Annotated in this window: 17 protein-coding genes; 10 read left to right on the top strand and 7 right to left on the bottom strand. The window is 50.9% G+C overall.

The features are described from left to right. From H9I36_RS10580 to H9I36_RS10570, 3 genes are all read left to right on the top strand, one after another. A complete protein-coding gene (locus H9I36_RS10580) occupies positions 1 to 198 on the top strand; it encodes a hypothetical protein (RefSeq protein ID WP_187385363.1) in 198 nt (65 codons plus the stop codon). A gap of 806 nt (positions 199 to 1004) precedes the next feature. After that, positions 1005 to 1892, top strand: coding sequence for an Rpn family recombination-promoting nuclease/putative transposase (locus tag H9I36_RS10575; protein ID WP_187385324.1), 888 nt, complete (start codon positions 1005 to 1007; stop codon positions 1890 to 1892). Positions 1893 to 1921: 29 nt separating this feature from the next. Beyond that, on the top strand, positions 1922 to 2191 hold the full coding sequence (locus H9I36_RS10570) for a hypothetical protein (RefSeq protein ID WP_255422731.1): 270 nt from the start codon (positions 1922 to 1924) through the stop codon (positions 2189 to 2191). 464 nt (positions 2192 to 2655) lie between these two features. Here the strand turns inward: H9I36_RS10570 and H9I36_RS10565 are convergent, their stop codons facing one another. Further along, on the bottom strand, positions 2656 to 3834 hold the full coding sequence (locus H9I36_RS10565) for a hypothetical protein (protein WP_187385323.1): 1179 nt from the start codon (positions 3832 to 3834) through the stop codon (positions 2656 to 2658). Between the two features lie 335 nt (positions 3835 to 4169). On the opposite strand from H9I36_RS10565, the gene H9I36_RS10560 reads away from it, so the two are divergent. The 4 genes from H9I36_RS10560 (at position 4170) to H9I36_RS10545 (ending at position 7156) form a co-directional block, all read left to right on the top strand. Continuing rightward, positions 4170 to 5036, top strand: coding sequence for an Rpn family recombination-promoting nuclease/putative transposase (locus H9I36_RS10560; protein WP_187385322.1), 867 nt, complete (start codon positions 4170 to 4172; stop codon positions 5034 to 5036). Positions 5037 to 5106: 70 nt separating this feature from the next. Beyond that, a complete protein-coding gene (locus tag H9I36_RS10555) occupies positions 5107 to 6573 on the top strand; it encodes a DUF6938 domain-containing protein (protein WP_187385321.1) in 1467 nt (488 codons plus the stop codon). Positions 6574 to 6645: 72 nt separating this feature from the next. After that, the gene (locus H9I36_RS10550; RefSeq protein WP_187385320.1) at positions 6646 to 6903 is read left to right on the top strand and encodes a type II toxin-antitoxin system Phd/YefM family antitoxin; all 258 of its coding nucleotides are present in this window, start codon (positions 6646 to 6648) and stop codon (positions 6901 to 6903) included. Then, positions 6896 to 7156, top strand: coding sequence for a Txe/YoeB family addiction module toxin (locus H9I36_RS10545; protein ID WP_187385319.1), 261 nt, complete (start codon positions 6896 to 6898; stop codon positions 7154 to 7156). The genes H9I36_RS10550 and H9I36_RS10545 overlap by 8 nt, the downstream gene beginning before the upstream one ends. Positions 7157 to 7310: 154 nt before the next feature. Here the strand turns inward: H9I36_RS10545 and gltX are convergent, their stop codons facing one another. Together gltX and H9I36_RS10535 are read right to left on the bottom strand one after the other, a co-directional pair. After that, on the bottom strand, positions 7311 to 8885 hold the full coding sequence (gene gltX / locus H9I36_RS10540; RefSeq protein ID WP_187385318.1) for a glutamate--tRNA ligase: 1575 nt from the start codon (positions 8883 to 8885) through the stop codon (positions 7311 to 7313). 93 nt (positions 8886 to 8978) lie between these two features. After that, positions 8979 to 9428 carry a low molecular weight protein-tyrosine-phosphatase gene (locus H9I36_RS10535; RefSeq protein ID WP_187385317.1) on the bottom strand — a complete coding sequence of 150 codons (450 nt, stop codon included), beginning with the start codon at positions 9426 to 9428 and terminating at the stop codon, positions 8979 to 8981. Positions 9429 to 9743: 315 nt separating this feature from the next. Here H9I36_RS10535 and H9I36_RS10530 point away from each other — a divergent pair, with 315 nt between their 5' ends. Further along, entirely contained in the window at positions 9744 to 11714 is a 1971-nt protein-coding gene (locus H9I36_RS10530) for an FAD-dependent oxidoreductase (protein WP_187385316.1), read from the top strand. A gap of 13 nt (positions 11715 to 11727) precedes the next feature. Further along, positions 11728 to 13500, top strand: a complete 1773-nt coding sequence (locus tag H9I36_RS10525; RefSeq protein ID WP_187385315.1) for a flavocytochrome c — start codon at positions 11728 to 11730, stop codon at positions 13498 to 13500. Positions 13501 to 14242: 742 nt separating this feature from the next. Here the strand turns inward: H9I36_RS10525 and H9I36_RS10520 are convergent. The 3 genes from H9I36_RS10520 to H9I36_RS10510 are packed head-to-tail and all read right to left on the bottom strand — an operon-like array spanning position 14243 to position 22335. Continuing rightward, positions 14243 to 14599, bottom strand: coding sequence for a hypothetical protein (locus H9I36_RS10520; RefSeq protein ID WP_187385314.1), 357 nt, complete (start codon positions 14597 to 14599; stop codon positions 14243 to 14245). A gap of 60 nt (positions 14600 to 14659) precedes the next feature. Continuing rightward, complete coding sequence (locus H9I36_RS10515) at positions 14660 to 19321, bottom strand: SpoIIE family protein phosphatase (RefSeq protein WP_187385313.1); 4662 nt, start codon at positions 19319 to 19321, stop codon at positions 14660 to 14662. Then, positions 19321 to 22335 carry a hypothetical protein gene (locus H9I36_RS10510; RefSeq protein WP_187385312.1) on the bottom strand — a complete coding sequence of 1005 codons (3015 nt, stop codon included), beginning with the start codon at positions 22333 to 22335 and terminating at the stop codon, positions 19321 to 19323. The genes H9I36_RS10515 and H9I36_RS10510 overlap by 1 nt, the downstream gene beginning before the upstream one ends. Positions 22336 to 22484: 149 nt before the next feature. Here H9I36_RS10510 and H9I36_RS10505 point away from each other — a divergent pair, with 149 nt between their 5' ends. Then, positions 22485 to 23792, top strand: a complete 1308-nt coding sequence (locus H9I36_RS10505) for a UPF0164 family protein (RefSeq protein WP_187385311.1) — start codon at positions 22485 to 22487, stop codon at positions 23790 to 23792. A gap of 51 nt (positions 23793 to 23843) precedes the next feature. On the opposite strand, the gene H9I36_RS10500 is transcribed toward H9I36_RS10505, so the two are convergent. Then, complete coding sequence (locus tag H9I36_RS10500; RefSeq protein ID WP_187385310.1) at positions 23844 to 25439, bottom strand: 1,4-alpha-glucan branching protein domain-containing protein; 1596 nt, start codon at positions 25437 to 25439, stop codon at positions 23844 to 23846. Between the last annotated feature and the right edge of the window lie 2 nt (positions 25440 to 25441).

Genomic DNA, 25441 nt, shown 5'->3' with positions numbered 1-25441 from the left:
ATGGGAAAAACAAAAAAAAGTATAAAGAATAAGGTAACTGATTTTACGGTTGAAAAGGTGGCTGCAATCAGAGCGGAAGGAATCAATTTTGACGATATTCCCGAACTCACCGAAGAAGATTTTGCACGAGGGTATTTTAAATACCGGAAGCCAATGAAAAAAGCCGTAACGTTCCGAAACACACCGGACACTTTTTAGTCGCATTTTTAATTTTGAATACGATAGCGTAATTTCGAGTCTGCGAAAACTCAAAATCTTCCAATGTTTAAATAACTGGCAGAACTCAACATTTCCGCCATAAAGAAATCCCGCGGCGTATACCTTGCTTTCATAAAACGGATATATCCGCGAGTTTTCATTTGTAAAAATAAACAGAACTATCACGAACGGCGGTTCCGCAGATATTTTCCAAAAATTGCTTCAAAAAAACTCCGAAATCGCAACATTTCCGCGATATATATCTAGTGAAGTATTATCAGAATAACCGCACCGAAAATTGTATTCCTAAAAAATAGCGTATAACATAAAAAATCGGCTGCACTCCCGGCAGCAGCCCTGCCGTTTGCGCGGGGAACTTCGCGCTCCACGCTCGTTGCAAGTGCCGCGGCAGACCGTAATCGGAATCGGACTGCGCAATCTCTTTTTACAAAGAGATTGCTTGCCATCGGTCTAAGCGGCTCGGCGGCAGTTCCGCTGCCTCGCGTTCCGCCTTTTTTATGTAAGTATGCGCTTCTTTTCTAAGTACCCATTTCCGGTGCGGTTATCCCGGAGGTCGATAAAAAGCATCGGCTGAAATAGCGCCTCCGCTAAAGTCCGGAGACGAAAAACGCCGAGCGTTTTTCTTTTGTAGGAGACACTCGCGATTTCTGCGCATTGCTCGAAATCGCAGCGTTCTTATCTCGATGTTGCGTTACAAACTCAACTATTGAACATGTGCGCTCGCGCGCACAGAAAAAACTTTTTCGGAAGTTACAACTTCCTGCAAAAGTTTTTTGAGAGGTCTTATGGCAAAACATAATCGTCGGTATAAAGATTCGGTTTTCGTCGATTTTTTCGGCGAAGACAAAAACGCAAAAGCGAACTTCCTCGCCCTCTACAACGCATTGCATGGGACAGAACTCGATGCATCGACCAATCTCGAACCGCTTCGGCTCGAACAGGTGATGTACATGGCCTTTCGCAACGACGTGGCCTGCCTCATCGACGGTAAAATCATCCTATTGATCGAGCACCAGTCTACGGTAAACGAAAACATGCCGCTGCGCTTTTTGCAATATGCGGCGCGGCTTTACGAACGCATCGAAAACCCACGCGATCGTTATCTCCGTAGGCTGAAAAAAATCCCTACGCCTGAGTTCTACGTGTTCTATAACGGCGAAGATGACTATCTGGAAAACGTAACGTTACGCCTCTCCGACGCCTTTATGACGATACCCGAAAGACCTGCTCTCGAACTTGTTGTCAGCGTGATGAATATCAATTATACTAAGGGAAGTAAAATCTTGCATACGTGTAAACCGTTAAAAGAGTACACTCTGTTCATAGACGCCGTACGAAGACACACGAAGCTCGATCCTGAAAACGGCTTTCAAAACGCGATCAAAGAGTGCATACAAAACGACATCTTACGGGAATACTTACAGCGAAAATCGCGGGAGGTGATGAATATGCTTACAGCCGAATACGATTACGATGTGGACATAGCCGTACAGCGGGAAGAAGAACGGGAAATCGCACTGCAGGAGGGTATCGCACAGGGAAAACTGGAAGGCTTTTCCGATGGCTCATACCAAGCTAAGCTTGAAACGGCAAAAAACTTACTCGGCATGGGGTTATCGATTAAAAACATTGCGCAAGCTACCGGCCTCTCCGAAGCGGAAATCAAGAGCTGAAACTTTCTGCAAAAAGTCTTATAGAGGTGATGAATATGCTTATAGCCGAATACGATTACGACGTCGATATCGCAGTACAACGAGAAGAAGAAAGAGAAATCGCACTGCAGGAAGGTATCGCACAAGGCGAAGCGAAAGGTTTTTCGCTGGGTATCGCACAGGGAAAACTGGAAGGCTTTTCCGATGGCTCATATCAAAAGGCGCTTGAAACGGCAAAAACCATGCTCGCTATGCACTATCCGCTGGAAGATATTTGTAAAATCTGCGGCCTCTCCGAAGCGGAAATCGAAAAGCTGTAAGGCAGCGCTTTCCGCAAAACGCGGGACGCACACCTCGCTTGCTCAAGTCCGCAGTTCACCCCTGCCCCGCTTTTTCTCAAGCGCACGCCCCACATCGCCCCCGCATTCCGGCAATTGCCGCATACACGTTTGCCCGCTCGCCCCGCCTATCGCTTCTAAACGAGCGCACACCTATTCGTGCGGAGGGTTTAATACCCCGACGCTTCCGTCGGGGTTGTTGATTCCGTGCAACACGTATACCTCGCTCGCCCCGCACGCGTAGGCACCATAAAAAAGGGGCTGTCTCAAAAGTTGGTTACTTTTTCGACAGCCCGTCGAGTTTAAAATTAAGTCTTTATATTGCAAGGACTTAATTTTAAACATCGCATATAAAATCAAGGAAGCTGTTCAAAAACTGAAGTTTTTGGACAGCCCCTTTTACCTTACCCGTACAAAAGCACGGGTTACATCAAATGAAGTTCAGCTTAGAACGCGATCTGCAATGCAACAGGAATTCCGAATCCGACCTGTTCAGCACCCGTGCCAACCTTGTCTTCAACATTGAGTCTGAGCTGCAACGCTGCAGCAACTGATACCTTTTCAACCGGTTTGATGATCGTACCGGCCTGCACTTTCATGTTGGCATAAGAATCACCAGCCGTTACTGCTGCTTCAGTATCAAAGTATCCGACTTCGCCGAAAATCGTAAACATATCGTTCAGCATATATTCGGCATTGACTGCCGCGTATTTACCGTCAACATAGCTTTTATCACCAGACGAGGGTTTTGCAGTCGCAAGAGAGTAGTTACCCATAACCGTAATCGCAAGCGCATCGAGCGGCTTCACACGTGCACGTGCATCGAAAGCGATGATACTAATATCTGTGTTTGCAATACGATTATCAAATGCAAATGTACCGCCCACGACGAAAGTCAGCATATCCAGAGGCTTCATGTAAAAGAACGCGCCCGCCGCTACCGTGTCTTTATACGGTACTTTTACGACAGCATCGATCCAGAAGAGTTTGGTCTGGAATCCGGCTTCGAAAGCGTAGCCGCTCTTAAGGTGCGAGAATTTAGGATCGGAATCAAAGATAGAACCCTTTACGAGGAGCTTCGATTCGCCGATCGCAAACGTATAGTCGCCGATCATAGCAAGTTTTGCACCGTTCGTCATATTGTCGATATCAAAACCCGGATTTTTATACTTATTAGGCGGCGTACTCGCATCCTGGAATTCCTTTATTGCTGAGCCGTATTTGTACGGTTCAAGAATCGATAAGTTGATCGCGTCGTCTGCAGCGTTCTTTAAACGGGGTGACCAGCGGCTGTTGAATTTACCGGCGGAGACTTTAAAACCCTTGACAGTGAACCATCCGTAAACGGTACCCACACCGACAGGATCCTTGCCAGCAACACCCACATTATTCAAGTTGAACTTGATTTCCGCCGTAACACCTGCATTGTCATCAGAAGCCGTCACACCGATTTTGGTATCATCATTGTGTTTCTGCTCCAAATACGATGACGTGTTATCTCCGTCTTTAACGGTTGCCCAGTCTGCGACGGTAAGATTTGTGTCGAATTCGACCCCCGTTTTAACTTGTGCAAATGCGCCCGCGACGAGTGCGGATGCAAGCACAACACCTAAAATCTTTTTCATACAAAAAACCTCCATTTTTGCATCGGCTGCCGGATCGACGATCCTTTTTATGACAGCCGTATTTAACAGTTAATACCACTGCTATTCTATTCGAATATAGCACATACGGGCGTCGATGTCAACTCTTTTTTTAGTTTCTAAAACAACCCTATTTCCCCTTCGTTTCACGGGTAATTTTTAAAAATACGTTATGGAATGCGAAGTGCGAAGTTCCCCGCACAGGAAACGATGTTCCCGTTTATTTCCACAAAAAACCGCGTAATTTATCATTTTGTAAACGATATATATTGCAGCGGCTTCCTTGCCGCACTATCTCAATAACCGAAGGTGCAGCTATGGAATATACCCATAAACCCGTCGAAGAACTCACCTTTACCGATGACTTTATGTTCGGCACGGTCATGAAAAACAAAGTTATATGTAAGGGTGTATTGGAGCGCCTTTTGCATATCAAAGTCGGTAAAATAGAATATCCCTCCCTGCAAAAAACAATAGCACCCTTTTACGAAAGCAAGGGTATACGCCTCGACGTCTATGTCTCAGACCCCGAGCGCATCTTCGACATAGAAATACAAACGTCGATTCCGCCCTCTCTTCCCAAGCGCACGCGCTATTACCAAAGCCTTATGGATGTCGATAATCTCTTGAGAGGACAAAGCTACGCCGAACTGAAAGAGAGCTATGTCATTTTTATCTGTACGCAGGATCCCTTCGATAGAGGTTTGCCTGTCTACGAATTCCGCAATATCTGTACCGCTGACGGTACGCTTTTTCTTGATGACAAAAGCGTTAAGGTGTTTTATAATGTGGGTGCCTACGGTAAAGAAGATGAGCCTGAATTGAGCGCCTTGTTGAAGTATCTTTGCGAGAGGCGGGCGACGAGCGGTTTTACACAGCACATCGATGAGCTTGTCGAAAAAGCGAAACGGAACGAAAAGTTCAGGAGCTGGTATATGTCGTTAAATATACGGGAAGATGATTTACGCATGGCAGGTGAAAAGATCGGCTTTGAACGGGGCGTTGCTGCGGGGATACGCAAAGGCAGGAGAGACGGACTCCTACAAGGCCGCCGCGACGGTATTGCCGCGGGGTCGTATCAAAAAGCACGGGAAACGGCAAAGAATTTGCTCACTCTCAAGTTGTCAATTGAAAACATTGCGGAAGCCACCGGCCTCACAAAAGAGGAAGTCGAAAAGCTGTAAATCCCGCTCACCGCAATCGACAGCCAAGCCGCGCCTTGCTCCGCGCCGTCCCTTGCATTACAATAGCACTATGAACCCGCACGGCTCTTACACTCAGGCGTTCGGCAATCCGATTGCGCCGTCCGAAGTGCGCTTTGCTTTTTTCAAATACCGCGTATGCCGTTTTCTTTTTTCTCGGGACGATACGCCCGTCGAACCGGGTGCCGTCGCCGCAGGGGAAGCGTACAATGATTTCGGCATGCTCACGATCGTCGACAAAAACAAAACGAAAGGAAAAGTGCGGGATATACAATCGAAACACGCGATCATCATCGGTACGATCCGCATGGGATTCGGACACTGGCGTATCGCAATCGCAATGGCATCCGCGGCGAAGCACTTCGGCTATACGCCCTATCTTTTGGATTTAACGGCGTTCGACGAAAGCACGGCGCAAAAATCGATACGCTTTTTGCAGTATTGGTACGACGTGCTCTCCCGCGTTTCGCAGCGCTGGAAATGGTTTAACAAACACGTGTGGGAAAAAGCGACATCCGTCGAAAACAGACCGCTTTCGGCGTCGGTAAACGAACGCATCCTATCGCAGCTTTTCAAACCGATTTTGGAATTGATTCCCGAAGAAGTACCCCTCCTTTCGATGCACCCGTGGGTCGGACACGCGGCGATCATGGGCGGCGTCAAAAACGTCGTCAGCATCATCCCCGACAATTACCCGATGGGATTTTGGCTCGTCGAAGGAAGCCGTCACACTGTGCAGTCGCCCTCGGCATACATGGGTTACCGTACGCTCCTTTCGATGGACGGCAAGTGCAAAATCACGCGCTGTCTCGAACCGGACACGCTGCTCGAAACCGGTCACTACGTCGATTACGAAATAGTATCGGCGATCGAAGGAGACTGCAAACGGCGGATAGAACACATGAAAGAAGGAAAGCCCCGCCGCTTTTTGCTCACGATGGGAGGAGCCGGAGCGCAGGCACGGCGTTTTGCGGATATCATCGAAACGTGCAAAACATTTATCGAAAGCGCCAAAGCCGCGTTTTTCGTAAATATGGGAGATCACGCCGGACGATGGAAAGAACTCAAAGCGGATCTCGATAAGAGCGGCGTTTCATATACGATGCACACCGATTGGAATGCGACAAAGCGCTTCGTCAAAGAAGCCGAAACGGACGACGTATACGGCGTTCACGTATTTTTACACGACGAATTCTACGCGGCCGTCTACTTAACAAATTTGCTGATGCACGCAAGCGATATCATGATCACAAAGCCGAGCGAACTGTCGTTTTATCCGATACCGAAATTGTTTATCCAGCGCGTCGGAAAACACGAAGCGTGGGGTGCAATCCGCGGCAGCGAAATGGGCGACGGCACGATCGAAACGGAAAACACATCCGACTTGCACCGCACGCTCGCGACGCTCATAGAAACGGACGACCTGCTCGAAATGTACATCAAACACATACGGCAAAACGCAAAAGCGGGCGTATATGACGGCGCTTACAACGCGCTTCGATTTGCATGCGAGGGATAAATAAAACGTAATGTAATTACAACTTGACCTTTTCTAACAAGTACAATATATTGTACTTGTTAGAGGTCAGATATGGATACAATTACATATTCAGATTTACGCAGCAATTTGAAAGCATATATGGATAAAGTTTACAATGACTATGAGCCATTGATAATATCAAGAAAAAATTCGGAAAATGTGGTTCTTTTATCGGTACATGAGTATAATAGTCTTATTGAAACCGATTATTTGCTTAAGAATGAATCAAATGCAGCGCATTTAATAAAATCAATTGAACAGCATAAAGCAGGAAAATTACAAAAACACGAGTTGTTGCAAGATGAATAAACTCTTTACAGATGAAGCGTGGGCGGATTATATCTATTGGTTTAATACAGATAAAAAAATTTTTACGAAAATAAATGATTTAATAAAAGAGATTGAAAGATCGCCTTTTACAGGTACGGGAAAACCGGAGGCGTTAAAATATTCTTTATCCGGATATTGGTCACGGAGAATAAATCATGAACATAGAATCGTATATCAAGTAGAAAAGCAACAGTTAGTGTTTATCTCTTTTAGGTATCACTATGAAAAATAATTTAATATGACACCCGCTTCAACCTGACAGTGCTTTTGGCAATGCAGGTTAAGCGGAGGACAAATCTTAAGAGCCTTATGGCTTTCTCACTTCTTGAAGCCTATCCGCCGCCGGTTAGCAGGACACCGCTTTCGCGATGTGCATACCCCCCCCCTTAAAACTTCTCCAGCGTCTTTTCGATCCGCGAAAGACACCGCTCTTTTCCGAGGATGAGAATCGAGCCGATAAGCGGAGGACTTATTCTGCTGCCGGTTACCGCCATGCGCACGGGCATCATAAAATCTCCGAGTTTTACGCCGAGCACTTCCGCTTCCGTCCTCGCAAGATTTTCCGCTTCTTCATGGCTCATAGCGAAAGCCGCATCGACGAAATTTTTCGCGCGAAGCAATATCTCTTTCGTTTTCGCCGCGTCGAGTTTTTTCGGAACGATCTCTTCGACGGGAGGCACGACCGGTTCGGTAAACAAAAAGCGCACCATCTCCGCGGCGTCGGTCAAATAGTGGAGCCGCTCTTTAATAAGCGGCATGAGGCGCATAAGGGCGGCTTTTACATCGGCGCTTGTCATCTGCATGGAAGCGTCAACGCAAACCGGTTCGCCGTCGCTTCCGAGCGCGATGCCCGAATATTCCGAACCCACGCGCGGAGGCGGCAATTCACCGTCGGAATGAATCGGAAGCGCGGCATCGCCCGTCCCCGTGATAAACGGGAGCGTCATGCGGTAAAGCGCTTCGTCCGAAAGCATGCGGATATACTGACCGTTATACCATTCGAGTTTTTTATAATCGAATACCGCAGGCGATTTATTGAGATGTTCGATTTTAAATAAGCGGCACAGTTCGTCAAGCGAATACAGATCCCTGCCGTCTTCGTACGAACAGCCGAGCATCGCAACGTAATTGATAATCGCTTCGGGAAGATAACCGCGCGCACGGAATTCATCGACGCTCGTCGCGCCGTGCCGCTTCGAAAGCTTTTGACCGTCTTTACCGTTGACCATGGGCAAGTGACAGAATTCGGGATGCTTCCAGCCGAAAGCGCGGTACATCTGTACGTGCAGCGGCGTCGACGGTATCCACTCCTGTGCGCGCATCACGTGAGAAATATGCATAAAGTGATCGTCGACGATATTCGCCAAGTGGTAGGTCGGAAAACCGTCGCTTTTGAGCAAAACGGGATCCGGGCTGATATCTTCGTTTTTCCACGTGATCTTTCCGAGCAGATAATCGTGAAATTCCGTTTCGCCTTCGAGGGGCACTTTGAGGCGGATGACGTGCGGTTTTCCCGCAGCGATATTTTCCCGCACTTCTTCAGAGGTCAGCATACGGCAATGGCGGTCGTAACCCGGTGCCATTTTATTTTCCGTTTGGATTTTTCGGATGCGCGCGAGGCGCTCTTCGTCGCAAAAACAGTAATACGCTTCGCCCTTTGCAACGAGTTCTTCGGCATATTTTTTATAGAGATCGAAACGTTCGCTCTGCACGTAAGGGCCGTAAGGACCGCCTTTATCGCCGCCCTCGTCCCAATCGATGCCGAGCCATGCCATCGTGTCGTACAAATTCTTAACAAATTTTTCATCGTAGCGCGTGCGGTCGGTGTCTTCGAGGCGCAAAACAAATTTGCCGCCCTGCGAACGCGCAAAAAGATAATTGAACAGCGCGGTGCGCACACCGCCGATATGCTGCATCCCCGTCGGAGAGGGAGCGTAGCGAACACGTACTTCGTTTTCCATAACGAATCGATTATAGCAGAATAATAACGCTCACGCAATTACGCGCATTCCCGATGTATGTATGCGCGACGGCCGAGCGGAACAGCGGAACGCTTACGAAAGCTTTGCCGAAATCGCGCGGCAGCCTGCAAGCACGTCGTCCCACGTCGCATCGAAGTTTCCCGTATACCACGGGTCGGCAACATCGCGATACACGCCGCACCACTCGAGCAGTTTGCTCATTTTATGCTCGCGGTCTTCTCCGAACGTTTTCCGCATATAGTACAGGTTTTCGTCGTCCATGCCGATCAAAAAATCGTATGCGTCGTAATCGGCACGCACGATCCTCCGCGCCGCGCGCGTCTCATGCGCCACTCCCATATCGTCGAGCTTTTTTCGCGTACCCGGGTGGATGTCGTTCCCGATTTCTTCGTTGCTCGTCGCCGCCGATTCGATAACGAAATCGCGTTCCCGTCCGGCCTGTCTTACCAAATCTTTCATAACGAATTCCGCCATCGGAGAGCGGCAAATGTTTCCGTGGCAGATAAATAAAATACGATGCATACCGTCAGTATATAGTAAATGAAATAAAAAAAGGAGCCCTGCCGACGGCAGGACTCCAGAAAGGAGAGGAGAAAGCAAATCAGATTACGTTTGCTCTTGCATTCGCTTCTCAAACAGCGATCATACAAAAAAGGTTACACACAAAAGTCCTTCAAAACGGCATTTTACATTGAATAGTTTTAAATATTTTGTTATATTCGACTGCAATGAACGCTTTTCAAAATCTCGTCATTCACTTGAACCGTAAAGCGGTTGGAAATTTCTCGGCATAGCTTTCATATCGGAATCATTTTATATCATTTTTATGGAGGATATATGAAAAAGATTCGGCTTTTGCAAACGGCGGCGTATGCGCTTTTTGCAACTACATTCCTGTTCGGTGCCGGCGGAAAATCCGTTAAAAACGGCACATACAAAGCTGCGGTCGGCGGTATGAACGGCGACGTCGAAGTAAGCGTTACGATCAAGGGCAAAAAGATCACGCAAGTCGAAGTGACGAAAGAAGCGGAAACGCCCGGAATCGGTACGCGCTTAAAAGACATCAACGGTAAGGTTGTAACGGCCGGCGGACTTTCGCCGGTGGATGTCATTCCTCAGCGGATCGTCGAAAATCAAAGCGTCAACGTCGATGTCGTAACCGGCGCTACGATCACTTCCCGTGCAATCACGGCCGCGGTAACCAAGTGCTTACAGCAAGCCGGCGCCAATCTTGCCGACTGGAGCAAAAAGCAAAAACCGGCGGCAGCTCCTTCAAACGCGAGCGCGGATGTCGTCGTTGTAGGCGGCGGCGGCGCGGGATTGGCAGCTGCAATCGCAGCCGGCCAAAAAGGCAAATCGGTCATCATCGTGGAAAAGACCGGCGAAGTGGGCGGCGACACGCTCGTGTGCGGCGCCATCTACAACGCTGCCGATGAAGCGCTGCAAAAAAAAGTTACGATGTCCGATTCGGTAAAACCGACGATCGAAAAAGCTCTCGCGGAAAATCCGACAAGCGACGAACACGCGGCTCTTCAGGCGGCGGTGCGCGCCCAGTGGGATGCATACAAAGCAAGCGGACGTACGGATCTCTTCGACTCGAAAGAATGGTACGCGCTGCAAACGTGGAACGGCGGAGATAAAGCCGCAAACCTCGACCTCGTCAAAACGCTGACATACAACGCATACAGCGGATTAAAGTGGATCGAAGGACTCGGCATGCGCTTTTCCGACAAGATCGCACAGGGCGCAGGGTCTCTGTGGCAGCGCACCCATACGAGCGTTATGAAACTCGGTACGGGTTTTCTTTCGACCTATATCGACAATATCGAAAAGATGAACAACGTTTCGCTCATGGTCGAAACGACGGCGAAAGCGCTCGTCAAAGAAAACGGCAGAATTACCGGCGTCGTCTGTGCGGACAGATACGGAAATAAATTTACGATTTCCGCAAAAGACGGCGTTATCCTTGCAACCGGCGGTTTCGGTGCAAACAGCAAAATGGTGCAGAAGTACAACACCTCCGGCAAATGGAGCGATTTGAGCAAAGTCGGAACGACGAACCGCTTTTCCGCTTCACAGGGCGACGGCATAACCATGGCGACCGCCGCGGGAGCCGCTCTCGCGGACATGGAACAGATCCAGCTTCTGTACCTCGGCAACTTGCAGGACGGTCAGATTTCGAAATACACGCTGCGCGCGGCAAACGGCACCGATCAGATCATCTTCGTGAACAAAGAAGGTAAACGCTTTACGAACGAAGGCGGCCGCCGCGACAACATTTGTCTCGCAGTTTTCAATCAGCCCGAACAGTTCTACTACGTCCTCGAATGCGCCGACGGCGATAAATACAAAGACATCAACGATCCGTCGTGGCGGAGCGCTGACGGCTTTACGTTCGACTATTGCGAAAAAAACGGCTTTATGTATAAGGCCGACACGCTTGACGCGCTGGCTGCAAAACTCGGCATGAAAGCCTCGGTTCTCAAAGCGACCGTCGATGCGTTCAACGAAAGCGTCGCTTCGGGACACGACGAGTTCGGACGGACGCTCTATTCGGTAAAACTTGAGCACGGTCCGTGGATCGCAACACCCCGCAAGGCGTGCATCCACCACACGATGGGCGGTGTCGCCATCGACACCGATGCACGCGTGCTCGGCACGAACGGCAAAGCGATCCCCGGTCTGTACGCGGCGGGCGAAGTTACCGGCGACATCCACGGTGCGAACCGTCTCGGCGGTAACGCCGTCGTAGACACGGTCGTATTCGGCAAACTCGCAGGCGAAACCGTCGTTGCGGATGCAAAATAACGAGAGGTATGACATGAAAAAAATCGCATTGTTTTTGTGTGCGGCCGCATTGCTCGCAGGTGCGGCAACCGCTGCAAAAAAAGCGCAATCGCAAACTTATTCGAAAACGATTTCGGGACACAACGCGCCGATGACCGTATCGGTCACGATAAGCAACGGAAAGATCACCGACATCGATTATTCGAAAAACCTTGAAACGATCGGCGTCGGAAAAAAAGCGCTCGAAACGGTCGCCGCGAGGATCATCGACAACCAATCGCTCGCCGTCGATGTCGTCACCGGTGCAAGCATTTCGAGCCGTTCGCTCATCGCTGCGGTGCGCGACTGTCTCGTGCAGTCGGGAGCCGACATTAAAAAATGGACACAGCCGAAAAAAGCGAAACAGCTTAAAGATGAAACCTACGACACGGACGTGCTCGTCATCGGAGGAGGAGGCGCAGGTCTTGCAGCGGCCATCTCCGCAGAACAGAACGGCGCAAAAGTCATCGTCATGGAAAAAATCGGCTTGCTCGGCGGAAGCACGAACGTTTCCGAAGGTGCGCTCAACGCGGTCGATCCCAAGCGCCAAGTGCCGCAGGGTATCACCGATTCCGTCGAAACCTTTTACAATGCGACGCTGACGGGCGGGCACAACACCGGCACCCCTTCTCTCGTGCGCTATATGACGAGCAACGCTTATCCCGCAGTCGAATGGCTCGAATCGATCGGCGTACAGTTTAAAGACAAAGTCGGCTCCGCGACGGGTTCGCTCGGTCAGCGCAGCCACTATCCGAAAACGCCGTCCGGCAACAGCTACATCAGAGTATTCGAAGCGTACGCGGCAAAACATCCGAACATCACTGTCATCACGGACACGAAAGCGACGTCGCTTATTAAAAAAGGCGACAGAGTTTCAGGCGCGGTCGGAGAAAACAAAGGCAGGAAAATCACGGTCAACGCTTCCAAAGGCGTCATCATCGCAACCGGCGGATTCGGTGCGAACGTCGCGCTCCGCCAAAAAGTGAACACGGGCGTTTGGAAAGAAGTGAAGCTCGACAATTCGATCGGTACGACGAATATGTACCTGTGCGCGCAGGGCGACGGCATTACGCTCGCCGAAAGCGCGGGCGCAAACGTCGTCGGCATGCCCGATATCCAGCTCCATCCCTGCGGCACGCCGGGAACCGGTCTCATGGAAAACATCCGCACGTCCGGCAAAAACCGCATCTTCGTCAACGCTTCGGGTAAACGATTCGTAAACGAAAACGCCGCTCGTGATACTTTGTGCAAAGCGATTTTCGCGCAGGACGGCAGCACGTACTGGATCGTCGTCAATTCCGTGCGCTATCCCTCACGGGATTTCGTCGACAACAACGGCGCGACGATCGCAAATATGGTCGCACAGGGTTCCGTCATCGAAGCTGCAACGCTCGACGAACTTGCGCAAAAGACAAAGATGAACGCAGACGATCTGAAAGCGTCGGTCGCACAGTACAACTCCGTCGTTTCAAAAGAAGTCGAAAAAGACGAACTCGGATTTACGTCAAACAGCCCGGATGACAAAACGCTCGATGCGGGTCCGTGGTACGCGTGCAAAAAAGTTCCGACCGTGCATCACACGATGGGCGGCATTCAAATCAACACGAATGCGGAAGTGCTCGGCGCGGACGGAAAACCCGTTCCGGGCTTATACGCCTGCGGTGAAGTTACCGGCGGCATTCACGGTTCGAACCGGCTCGGCGGGAACGCGATCGCAGACTGCATGGTATTCGGAAAAACGGCGGGTAAAACGGCGGCATCGCGCTGAATTAAATGCCGACAAAAAATTATTAATAATTAAATGATCGAACGGCGGGCATGTATAAAGCCCGCCGTTTGTTTTACCTTCCGGCGCTCTTGCTCCGAACGGCAGGTACAGTAAAAATCCGTTCCTTAAAATGCGGCATTGCAGGAAGTGTCAACTTTCGAAAATGCCGCATTGGTGCGCGAGAGCGCACACGTACATCCGCGAGTTTTCGGAAGAAAACGGTTTGCCTTGCAAACTTGAAGTTAAAAGTGCCGCGCTATTTCAGCGGCGCTTTTAAACGTTCCTTAAAATGCGGCATTGCAGGAAGTATCAACTTCCGAAAATGACGCATTAGTGCGCGAGAGCGCACACGTACATCCGCGAGTTTTCGGAAGAAAACGGTTTGCCTTGCAAACTTGAAGTTAAAAGTGCCGCGCTATTTCAGCGGCGCTTTTAAACCTTCCTTAAAATGCGGCATTGCAGGAAGTGTCAACTTCCGAAAATGACGCATTAGTGCGCACGAGCTCACACGTACATCCGCGAGTTTTCGAAAGAAAACGGTTTGCCTTGCAAACTTGAAGTTAAAAGCGCCGCGCCATTTCAGCGGCACTTTTAAACCTTCCTTAAAATTGCACAGCGAGTAAATCTTCGGATTTAGGAGCCGTGCAATTCGTGCGCGGAAGCGCACACGTATATCCGCGAGTTTTCGAGAGGAAACTCGAAGTTAAAAGCGCCGCGCTATTTCAGCGGCGCTTTTAAACGTTCAGTCCTGCTTCGACTTTTGAGCAAGAGCTTCTTCGCGCTTTGCAATCTCTTCGTCACAGTGCTTTACTTCCGCAATGATCGGCGCGATATCCGCATCGTCGGCGCGAACTGCAGATGCCGCATCGCCTGAGAATTTTTCGAAAACTTTTTTCCCGAGCGCAAGCAGCTCTTCTTCTTTTTTCGTTTCGAACTGATGTTTTTCTATACGGACGACGCTTTTGTCGCTGAAATCCTGAACGGCGCTGCTCGCTTTGTTGAACGCGGTTTTGGAGACTTCCATGCCTTTGTCGAATGCCGTCTTGGACACTGCGACGCCTTTGTCGAAATACCGTTTGATTTTATCACCGATAGCCATACAACCTCCCTGCACATTCCCCTATAATATACACACAAATCGCCGGTTTTGCAAAAGGTTTTACGGACGGCGGACGGCGAGCAGCGTCAAATCGTCGAGCTGTTCGTCTTCGCGGAGATACACGTATTCGAAATAGTTCTGCCCTTCCGCACTTTCCCGTTTTACGCCGCAATAATAATTATATCGATTGAAATGCTTTTCAAGGAATGCATCGATTTTTTTATCGACGCGCACGATATCGGCTGCCGTCACGTCGGGAGACTTATACATGCGGAACACTTTTTCGATCGATACGAGCGCAATGACGGCTTCTTCGATCGTACCTTTGCACGTCGAAAAATCGAACACGAGATCTTCATCGGGGATCGGATTGTGAAATTTTTTAAGCGTGTAAGCGCGGCGAGCGAACACCGATTCGATGATTTCACCGACGCGGCGGGTTTCCAACTGTTCGGAATCCTCTCCGACTTTGTGATTGCCGTGAATATCTCCCGGATGCAGACCCTGCTCGGCACAGTGCATAACGGCAAACGACGGAGAGCGGAATTTCCGCGTCGCCTCTTCGATTCCGTCGGTATAGAGAAAGAGCACGTCTCCCTTTTGTAAGTGTGCTTTTTCGACTTTAAACCCGCCTTTCGAAGCGACGAGCGCTGACGAAAGCGGACCCGCCGCAGGCGTTTCGAAGAGCGTCAGCTCCGTTTCTTTCTGCGCCATATTGTCGTACAGGTGGACGATATTGTCGCCCGCATTGCACATATAGACGTCGCCCGAATGCGTATCGAAAAGACAGATGATGATCGTTGCGAATTTTCCCTTGATGCCGAGCGATTCGATAAAATCGTTTATCTGAGAAACGGCCGTGTCTATCTGCGTACCGTTTTTTTCATACGACCAGTTTGCGAAATACGTACGGAAGAGCGTCGCGACGATCGTCATGAGAAGGGCTGCAGGAACGCCGTGTCCCGACGCGTCGCATTTTATTAAAACATACCAACGTTCGTCGAGTTTTTTGTAATCGAAATAATCTCCCGAAACTCCCGTCGCGCCTTCGTAATAGCCGAAACACTGGAGGTTTGCTTCGTCGAGTTTTGCGACCGTTTCTTTTACGCCGTCTGCACCTGTCACAAGCGGAAGGAAGGTTTGTTGCACGACTCTGCCGTCCATAAGCAGCCGCTCGTCTTTGGCCGCGCGGATAAGTCCGTGTGTCATTTCATTTACGCTCTCTCCGAGCTGTCCGATTTCATCGCGTCCTTTGATTTTTATATCGCGGCCGGCAAGCTTCATCTTGTCGCTCGTCTCACCGATGATCTGCACATGGCGTGCAAGCTCCCGAATGGGCGCTACGATGATCGACGCCAAAACGAAGGAACCGGCGGCACCGATCAAAACGGCAAAGGCTCCGATGATGACGGCAGCCAAAAATACGCTGCGACGCGCATTGTAGACTTCAGCAACGATATTTTTCGTAGACACTTGAACGAGGACAATGCCCCGTACATACTCCTGTGACGTACCGTGCCGGTACAGTACGGGCCGGTAAAAAAGATAATCGGTGTTTACAGGGTCGAAATGCATATCGTCATAAGGCGGAACGGATCCGCTTCCGTTTTCGCCAAGCTCGTTCAGCGCGACGGTCAGCTTTGTCGAAAGCTGTGCCGTAATCCGTGCGATCTCTTCACGGCGGGCTACCGAGCGCCTGTCGGTTCGAAGCGCGAGCGAAATGCCTTCCGCGTTGAGTTCCGCTATATCCGCTGCAATGCCGCCCGCCTCTTTTGCAGCAGTTTCATTGAGCTTTTCACATCTCATCGCGATCTCTTGGACGGCTGCATCCGTGATTTCCGATGCACCGTAGGTAAGCGTCGAATTTCCAATCTTATGCAAAATATCGGGGTCGTTCGTCGCCCACACGTACGCAAGGCTCGAATTCGCGTTGTTCGACGGATAGCCGGTAATCGTTACGTACCGGGCTTCTTCGAGCGACGACATTTGATCGGGGAGGTAATTCATCTCAAGGATATTCTGCGTCGACATATAGATGCGCGTACTTGACGTCAAACTTTCGAGGAGCATATCGACGCGTTCGGAAAGCCCGTGGGCAAGTGTACGCCGCTGTGTACGCAGCATATTGACACCGAAAGGCACCGCAACGAGCGCGACGGTGACGATGACGAGGAGCGTCGTAAACAACACCAACTTGAACCTGAGACTCATGCCTTTTCGTCTCAGCTGCATAAACCGTTTTTTCTTTCCCTGCGGCATACCATCTCCTGCAATGAGCGCGCGTATTTCCATGCGGACGGCAAGCACGTCCCGCAGCGTCTGTATCAACCCGAAAACCGCAAACGCAAAACCCGCTGCGGCAAGCACGAGCACTATCCAAAGCAAAATCGTTCCGACCTGTATACGATACGGCGATATCGTTTTTACGGGCAGCCACGGTGAATCGTATGCGTAGCGCCGTTCCATTTTGACCGTACCGTTTTTTTCCGCACGGAATATCGGCTCGCTCATAAAAAGCCCGCGTTCCGGATGCACGATGCCGATGCGGTATGTGCCTTCGTCGAGCGCGGTACCGATACGAATATCGACGATGCGGTTATCCGATGCGACGCGAAACAGACCGTCGCTTCGTTGGAGCGTCAAATCGTAAGGCGCTTTGCCGTCCCTGTCGATATAGACCGTATCGACGGTACCCTCGTAAGTAAATCCTCCGCCGACGATATCGAGCGTTACGTTTCCGAACATATCGGACGACGACGCGACCGATGTGATATACGTCGACGGCACGTATTTGTTGAGCACGAGGAGCACCACGGACGCCTCTCCGATATTGCCGACCGTATCGATCGCCGCAACGGAAAACGCATAGAGACCGTTTTTACGGTTTGCATACGAAACGGAGGCCTCTCTTCCGAGTATGCGGCGCGGCGGCATTTCCGCATGGAGCACTTCATCCGCATGAGATGACAGCAGCGCGGCAACGATCGGCTTCGCCTCATCGGGACTCACGCGTATCGGGCGGCGCTTCGTGTGGACGAGACGGCTGTCGATAGGTGCAATGTATTGCAAATTCCACGTGTAACCTGCGACATCGCCGTCGGCCGCATCCGGTTGCCAGTGTATGCTGAAGGAATTCGAATCGACGCAACCGTATGCGTCCGTTTCGGGCAGTTCGATCACAGGCTTTGCGGGCGCAGTCAAATCGAGATAATACGCGGCTTCGGCGGAATCAGACCAGTTGCCCGCGTAGTCCGTCGCCCGCACTTTAAAATACCACTCACCCTCGACCGACGCATTCGTTTCGACCGTCCGCTCCTCCGAAGTATGCATGATCGTTTCAGGAGGTTCCTCCGATCTATCTTGCGACCAGCTCCACGAATAGCCTGCGACTCCCGACGAATCGGACGGAAGAGTGACGCGGAAACGAACGCGGGATGCGTGAGAACGCTTCCCTTCTTCAAATGAAAGGGGCGTGAGTGAAGGAGCTTGAACCGATATATCGGGTTCGAGACGATAGATACCCGGCTCCCCCTTCGCGAGATTTTCCTGCCACACGAAGGACAGCCGTACCGCTTTCGACTTTTGCCGCGTGATGACCGGAAACGCAAAAAGAGAGGGTACACGTCCCGAAGAGATCGCCGTCTCTTCCCACAGTGAACCTTTTTTCTGCGCCATACGCACGGTTTCGATGCCGCTTCTCGTATCGAACCAAACGGCCGACAGCATATTATTAAATGAAAAGAGCACGGCACGATTCGCATTTCCTTCACCGCTGATCTGTTTCGCCGTACCGGGAACGATACCGTCTTTCGTCAGCTCTGCGATCCAAATGTACGAATTTTCGGAAGCGTAATACGTCCGCTCCCACGCGATATAGGTGATGCCGGATTGCGTAAACAGAACCGGACGCTGATTGTGATATACGGAAAAATTGCGCGTATCGTCGGAAGCGAGAGAAGCTTCATCGGTCAAAAGCAGAGGCTCCGACCACGTCATCCCCGCATCGGAAGAAAAAGTCCCATAGAGCTGATAGGATATGCGGTTCCCCGAAATATACTGGGCTTGCAGTACGACCGCATCGTTTTTCGGCATCGAAGTGAATACGGGGATAAACGGGTTTATCAAAGAAACGGACGGCATAAACGGAGAAAACCCCGACCACGAAAAACCGTCGGAAGAGGATGCCGTATACATTGCGAACGAAGCGTTTTGCCCGAGCGACACGAACAATATAAAGGTACCGCGATCGGTTGCATAGATCTGCGGCGCGACAAAGGGTTCGGTATAGTGAGGGATATTCGCTTCGGTAAAATGGGCGCCTCCGTCCGTCGATGTCAAAATTGAAAGCGACTTCGTACCGGAAAGGACGGCGACAGCGATCGTACCTTTTTTCGAAACCGCAACCGAATAGATGTCGGGTATTCTGCCCGAATACGGAAAGGGACCTGCAAAGCGGTCGTTTATACGCCGTACGCCGCGCGCATCGGTATACTCGCACGAAAGCCATATCATCTCTTCGTGCGTATCGATTTCCTGCCAAAACACATAGTTTTTCATACCGTCCGTCGCAACACGGGGAAAGCGCGCATCGCCTTTCGTAATGCGCACGGGATTTTCCCAATACATCGTCTGAGCGGAGAGGCGGAAAACGGATGTGAAAAAAACTGCCGCGCAGATTGCGAACGCAGCCGCGCGTTTTACGGTCGCTATCGTTCGATTCATCACAGCAGCGCCCGAATCTTTTTTTGCAAGTCGATGATTTTCGAAGAGTTTTTATTTGATGATTTTTGCAGCAGCTCTTCGACGAGCGCGTTTGCAGTGACGAGGTTATTGTCCTGAAGCGCGGCGACCGCCTTTTGATATTTCGCTTCGTCTTCGGACGACAATACGATAAGCGTCTGACCTCCGATCGCGATCTGTATGCGGTCTTTTAAAAGGAGCGCCGCATCGTTATTCGGATCGAGGGAAATCGCTTCATCGACGAGCGAAAGAGCCGAGCGCAGCTTTACTTCATCGCGCCCTGCAGTTTCCATGATACCCTGTGCCCGCTTCGTAAGGGATGCCGCCTTTACGATCGCCGTGCGGTCTTGCGGGCGGCGGCGTATACCCAAATCGATTTCCGTTTCGTAGATCAGAGCGGCAAGTCCCGGGTACGACGGATCGATTTCATGCAAATCGAGCAGATCGGTATAGGCCGACTGCCGCTTTTCCGGAATTTTGTAATTCGCCTGTGCCATTTTAATGCGCTCCGCAAAGAGAGTCGCAAAGCCCGAAGGATTGAGCACCTGCTGGATACGCAGCGCAAAAAGGCTCGCCGTACGATTGAGGGGGTAGACGAGCTGGAGTTCCTGAATCTTTTGCAACGCTTGGGCGAGGAGCATCCTTCCCTCGTCCTCATCGCCTTTTTTTAATAAATCCTGTCCCTCGTTAAAATACTGCCGCGCTATGCTCAAAAGCTGCGACATTTCGGGATAGAGCGGTGCCGACGGAGAAAGAACGCGTCCTGTACGAAGCGAAAGCGCCGTACCGACCAGCGCGAACAGCGACTCGATTTCTTCGTCTTCTTCGATATTCGTCGATGCCCACAGCGCCTTCGCCTGCGACAAAAGGGATTCCGCTCTGCTGAAATTTCCGTTGTAGTATTCCGTTCGTGCCCGCGTCTTTATATCGCGTACACGGCGGACGATACTTTCGTTTTGCCGCGTTTGAATGCGCTCGCCGAGCGAAGCGAGCCGTCCGTCGGATTCGCTACGCAGCTGTTCGGATTCCTGATACGAAAGCGATTCATTGTATTTCGTACGCGATTCCTGCAGCCGCCTTCGCGCTTCATCGAAATCGTTTGCCGCAAGCGCTTTTTGCGCTTGATCGTATCGGAGATCCGCTTCGTTCTTCGCGCGCTGCGCCGCCTTTACCTGTTCAAGCGCGGACGCTCCGATAGCCGCTACATCCGGTGCAAGCGAGTCGAGCTTGGTAATCGAAATGTAAATCAATTGAAGCAGAAGCGCGTATGAGTCGACGTTTTCTCCGCGTGCAAGCATCGTGCGTCCGGAAACGAGGACGGCTTTATTTTCGGAAAGCTTTTTTTGAAAGGCACGAACCGCTTCCGTTACTTCAAACGGATAGCGAAACGTCGTTCCCGCTTCTTCATCGAATTTGCCGCCGTCCAAGGCTTTGATTGCAGCAACATCGCTTTCCCGCGCGGTAACATAGGACGCTCCGCACGCAGCGTAATACGAAGCGATCCTCTGCCAGAGTTCGATCTCCGTATTGCGGCTGAAGTCCGCCGCATCCTGAATGTACTTTCTATATGCGCCGACGAGGTTGTCAAACGGGATCACTTCGTCGTCGGCATCTTCCGTATGTTGCGCGCCGAGATAGGCGACGGCTGCGGGAGACTGTTCGAAAGCATCTTCCGAGATTTTCGATTGAGTCGATTTCACACGTTCGGATGCCGCGAGGAGCGATGCCGTATACTCACTTCCTTCCTCAACTTTTTCATAATCGCTCGGTTCCGACAGCGTGAAAGCGTTTTGCCGTTCTGCCGCCATCGTTTGCCCTGATTCCAGCAGTGCGGAAAAGCGTGACGCAAGGGATGCCGCATAATCGACAGATACGGCAAAATTCGGAAACTTCGATTCTTCGGGGGTATTGTCCAATTCCATACACAGCGCATACAACGCGTCTACGGATTTTCCGATTTCGGCAAACGACAGGATCGCCGAAAGATCTTTTTGTTCCGGAAACGCACTGACGTCGGCAAACCCGCCGGAACTCAACGCATACACGAACGATTCGACTCGCTGTGTAAGGATCGACGCGATTTCGTCTTCCATACGTTTTACGAGCGCGTCCCATTCGTAGTCCAGCGCACCGGCGACACCCGAATCCGCGATTGTATTGATGCCGAGTATACAACGCGAAACGAAGGACAAAAACAACGCATCCGTTGCCGACTTTTCCGCCTGTATCGCCTGTCCCATATCCGACAGCTCATAACCGAGCCGATAGATACTGTTCCGCACTTCCGCAAACGCATTGAACGCATGCTGCACGGCGATAAATGATGCTTGTGTGCTTTCGACGTCGTCCAAACGGACGGCATCGGCAAAAGAGGAGAACGCGTCCTGTAACACATCTTCGAGCGCTTTATATGCGGCGATTTTTTCGTCGACGTAAGAGAGCGCACTCCGTACCGGAACCGTCACGCTTGCATCCGTATGCTCTCGAAAAAAATCGTCGCGATACATAAAAAATCCGCTCTGCGCTTTATCGACTGCGCCCGTATAGTTACCGCCGCGCGCCAAGTCCGCGCTTTCCTGCAAAATCGCAAGCAGCTGCTTGCGATATATCGTAAACTGAGCGGCAGTACGCGCATTGTGAATAAACGCAAGCTGCTGTTCCGTGGGATTTTTTTTCAACGATTCGAGCTTCGCTATGATCGCCAATATTTTTTGACCGTTTTCCGGTTCGTTTTCTATCGTATCGACGAGCTGAGACGCGGTCGCCGTATAGCGGTCGAGCGTTTTGAAAATTCGATTCGAGCGCCGCTGCACGTCGTCAAAACGTTCGGGATAGGTTTCAATAAAATCGGACAGAGCCGAAAGCGCCGCGTCGTATTCCGTCTCCTGAATGAGCCGATCGATTTCCGCAAGAGAACGACGCGCTCCTTTCGGGGTCGAAAAAAAAGGTGCGGCAATGAGAATACAATACAGTGCGATAAAAAATACTTTTTTCATAACCGGAGAATTGTGAGCTCCCGCCCCTATATATTCTATCATGATTTTTAAAAAAAACCTACCACACGGTACGCCTGTTTATATTTTCGGTAATTTCGCTGATAAGATAGAGGGAAAAAGCCGAAAATATGATATACTGTAGAGTATCGATGATAAAAACACCGTTTGCCCGCATAGCGTTACTGTTGATTTTCTGCTCCTCATTTCCCGCCCGAGCGCTCGATTTCAGCGGTTCGCGTTCATTTATTGAAGCGCTTTCCGTTTCCACGGGATACGCACAACGGGCGATGTCGTTTTATTCGCTTACCGTGCCGACCGGAGGCAGAGCGGAAACGCTCGGCTGCGCATACACCGGCATTTCGGACGACGTATCTCTCCTCGATGCAAATCCCGCGGCAAGCTCCGTCCTCGCGCAAAACGAAATCGGCGTATTTCACAACACGTGGATTGCAGGCACGTCGATGGAAACAATCGCAGCGGCGGGAAGAAAGGGCGATATGGGTTTCGGCGGCGCGCTTCGCTTTTTTTACGTACCCTTTGACGAATACGACGCTTCGGGAGCACGGAGCGCACCCAGCCTCTACTCCGAAACGACAGCGCTTTTCAATATATCGTACAATATCCTCGCAGGCTATTATTTTAAAGGAATCGCGATCGGCACAAACGTAAAAGCCGCATGGCGCAGTATGCCCGACGCATCGGGTTCGGTCATAAGCGCTACAAGCTTTTCGCGCTCCGCTTTAGCGCTCGCTTCCGATGCCGGCGTCATGTTGCGCTTCAACTGCGGCAAATTTTTCGGTTCGCACGAACCGAATTTACGCATCGGCCTAAACTTTTTGAACGCAGGAGCTGCGATCACGGGCTTCGGCGAAAAAATCGAACTCGACAACCCGCTCCCGACAAGCGCCGCTTTCGGTGTATCCTATCGTCCTATCAAACAGCTGCTTGCCGCCGCGGAATTCAAACAGCCGCTCAGCCTTTCCCGTATCGGTGAATACCTGTCGTGGTCGGCGGGCTGCGCCCTCGAAATCGATGCGACGGATTTTTTCAGTCTGCAAGCGGGCTGCAAGTTCGACGGCGGCGAAAGCGGAACAAACGTGCAGTTCGCCGGAGTCGGTATCGGCGCGGGCGTCACGCTCTTTAAGCACGTACGGCTGGACGTCAACTATACACTCGACCGCTTTACGTCGTTCCGTCCCGTCAATCACATAAGCGCAGGCGCAAAAATCCTGCTCGGTGACGGCGGCAAAGCAAAAAGGCAAAACGAAGTCGAACGATTGTACGGCGAAGGGATTAAGCTGTTCGCAGACGCAGACTACGCCGGAGCCGTCGTCGTATGGAACGAAGCGCTCGCGGTCGACCGCCGCTTCACCCCCGCAAAAAAAGGTATCGAAAGCGCGAAAAAGCAGCTCGCTTTACGACAGCGTATCCGCGATTCGCAATCTATCGAAAACTGAAACGCACAGGATACGACAAGCGCGTCGCCCGAGCCGACGAGCGGTTTAGTGTCAGCGCTTTTTGCTGAAGATCCGGTAATTTATCCACGGGAAGATAGGATGCTTCGCTTCATAAGATGTAAGCCATTCGGTACTCACCGTATTCGCGCCTAAAGATTCGAACACATTTATAAACGCCGCGAGACTTTCCGTAAAGCGCGCTTCGGCATATTCGGGGAAGGTTCCGTCCCATATCATCTTCGCCCACGTACACGACTGCGCGAGCATGAGTTCGCGCGCGCTCAAATTCAACAGCCGTGCTTTAAGCCCCGTGTCATCCGGAAAGCGTTCGGCCAAATCGATCATGCGCTCGCTCGCTTTACGCGCGTGACGCAGGATCCGATTGTTTTTATTCGCGACGAGCGTCTCCCCGTACCCCGCACCGATCGCGGCGCTGCAGTACGGCTGTAAACTTTGCAGCTGCATTCGGGAAACAAGTATGTCTTCAAAAAAAGAAAACGAAGCGGGCTTTTCCGCCGCATAACGATATACGTTTTCAAGCCAGGCGATACCTTCATGCCACTGCAAAAATTGTTCGGAAGAAAATACACACACATGCGAAAGTACGGGCACAGACGGCAAAAGATCTTCGGCTTGCACGAGCATATTCAGTTTTTTATCGAAAAAAGAGGCGGCGTCGGCTTCGCACTGTTCGGCGGCGCGTACGGGATCGTAGATCGACGCCCTGCCGCCCCGCGCTCCGCTCTTACTGTAATATTGATAGCCCGAAACGTAACGCGATGTCGCTCCCCGAAAAAACGGTTCAAGCAGTTCGGCCGATAATTCAAACGCGATATCGCGGTTGACGTCGCAGTATGCGGAAGAAGCCGCATAACCCTTTTCACCGAAAACTTCTTCATCGATGCGGTTATCGCGCGCAAACGCATCGACGCCCGAACCGCAGCGGACGGGTGCAAATATGCCCCGCTCTACGCGAGCGTCGGAAAAAAGAAAAGAGCGCGCGTCGAGTACCGTGTAATCCACGCCATAAGTGTGCATCACTCGCTCGATGCCCGGCATATAGCCCATTTCGGGAAGCCAAAAACCCGATGCACGATCGCCGAAAAAAGAGCGGTGCGCATACAAACCCGTTTCGATCTGCGCGTTGAGCACTTCTCCCATATCCGCATAATGCGGCAAAAAAATATTCGTGCCGCAGGTCGCAAGGAGTTCGACATATCCTTTTTTTTGATATTCGGAAAACCTTTTTATTAAATCCTGTGCGTATACCGCCGTAAAATAAAATCGATCTTCCTGCGCTTTTTCGAGATGAAATTTAACGACATCGCACATAGCCGCATCGCCTCTGCAGCGTTCGAGTTCGCTTTTTCCGAGCGCGATCTTTCCGTCGAGCCACGCGATATACTGCTGCTGCACGACGGGGTCTTTTAAAAGCGTACACAGCACCGGCGAAAGCACAAGGGCGATTTTAAACGGAACGCCGTCATTTTCGAGCGAAGAAAACATATTGAGCAGCGGTATGTAGATGTATGAAATCGATTCGTACAGATGATTCATTTCCGCCGCGAATTTTTTTTCTTCGGCGCCGACGTGATAGATGTATGCCTGCGGGTTGGAAATCAGCAAAACGATTTTTTTACTTGCCATCG

The organism is Treponema sp. Marseille-Q4130, assembly GCF_014334325.1.
GTDB lineage: Bacteria > Spirochaetota > Spirochaetia > Treponematales > Treponemataceae > Treponema_D.
The sequence above is the reverse complement of the archived record's forward strand: the minus strand, read 5'-3'. Positions and strand labels throughout refer to the sequence as shown.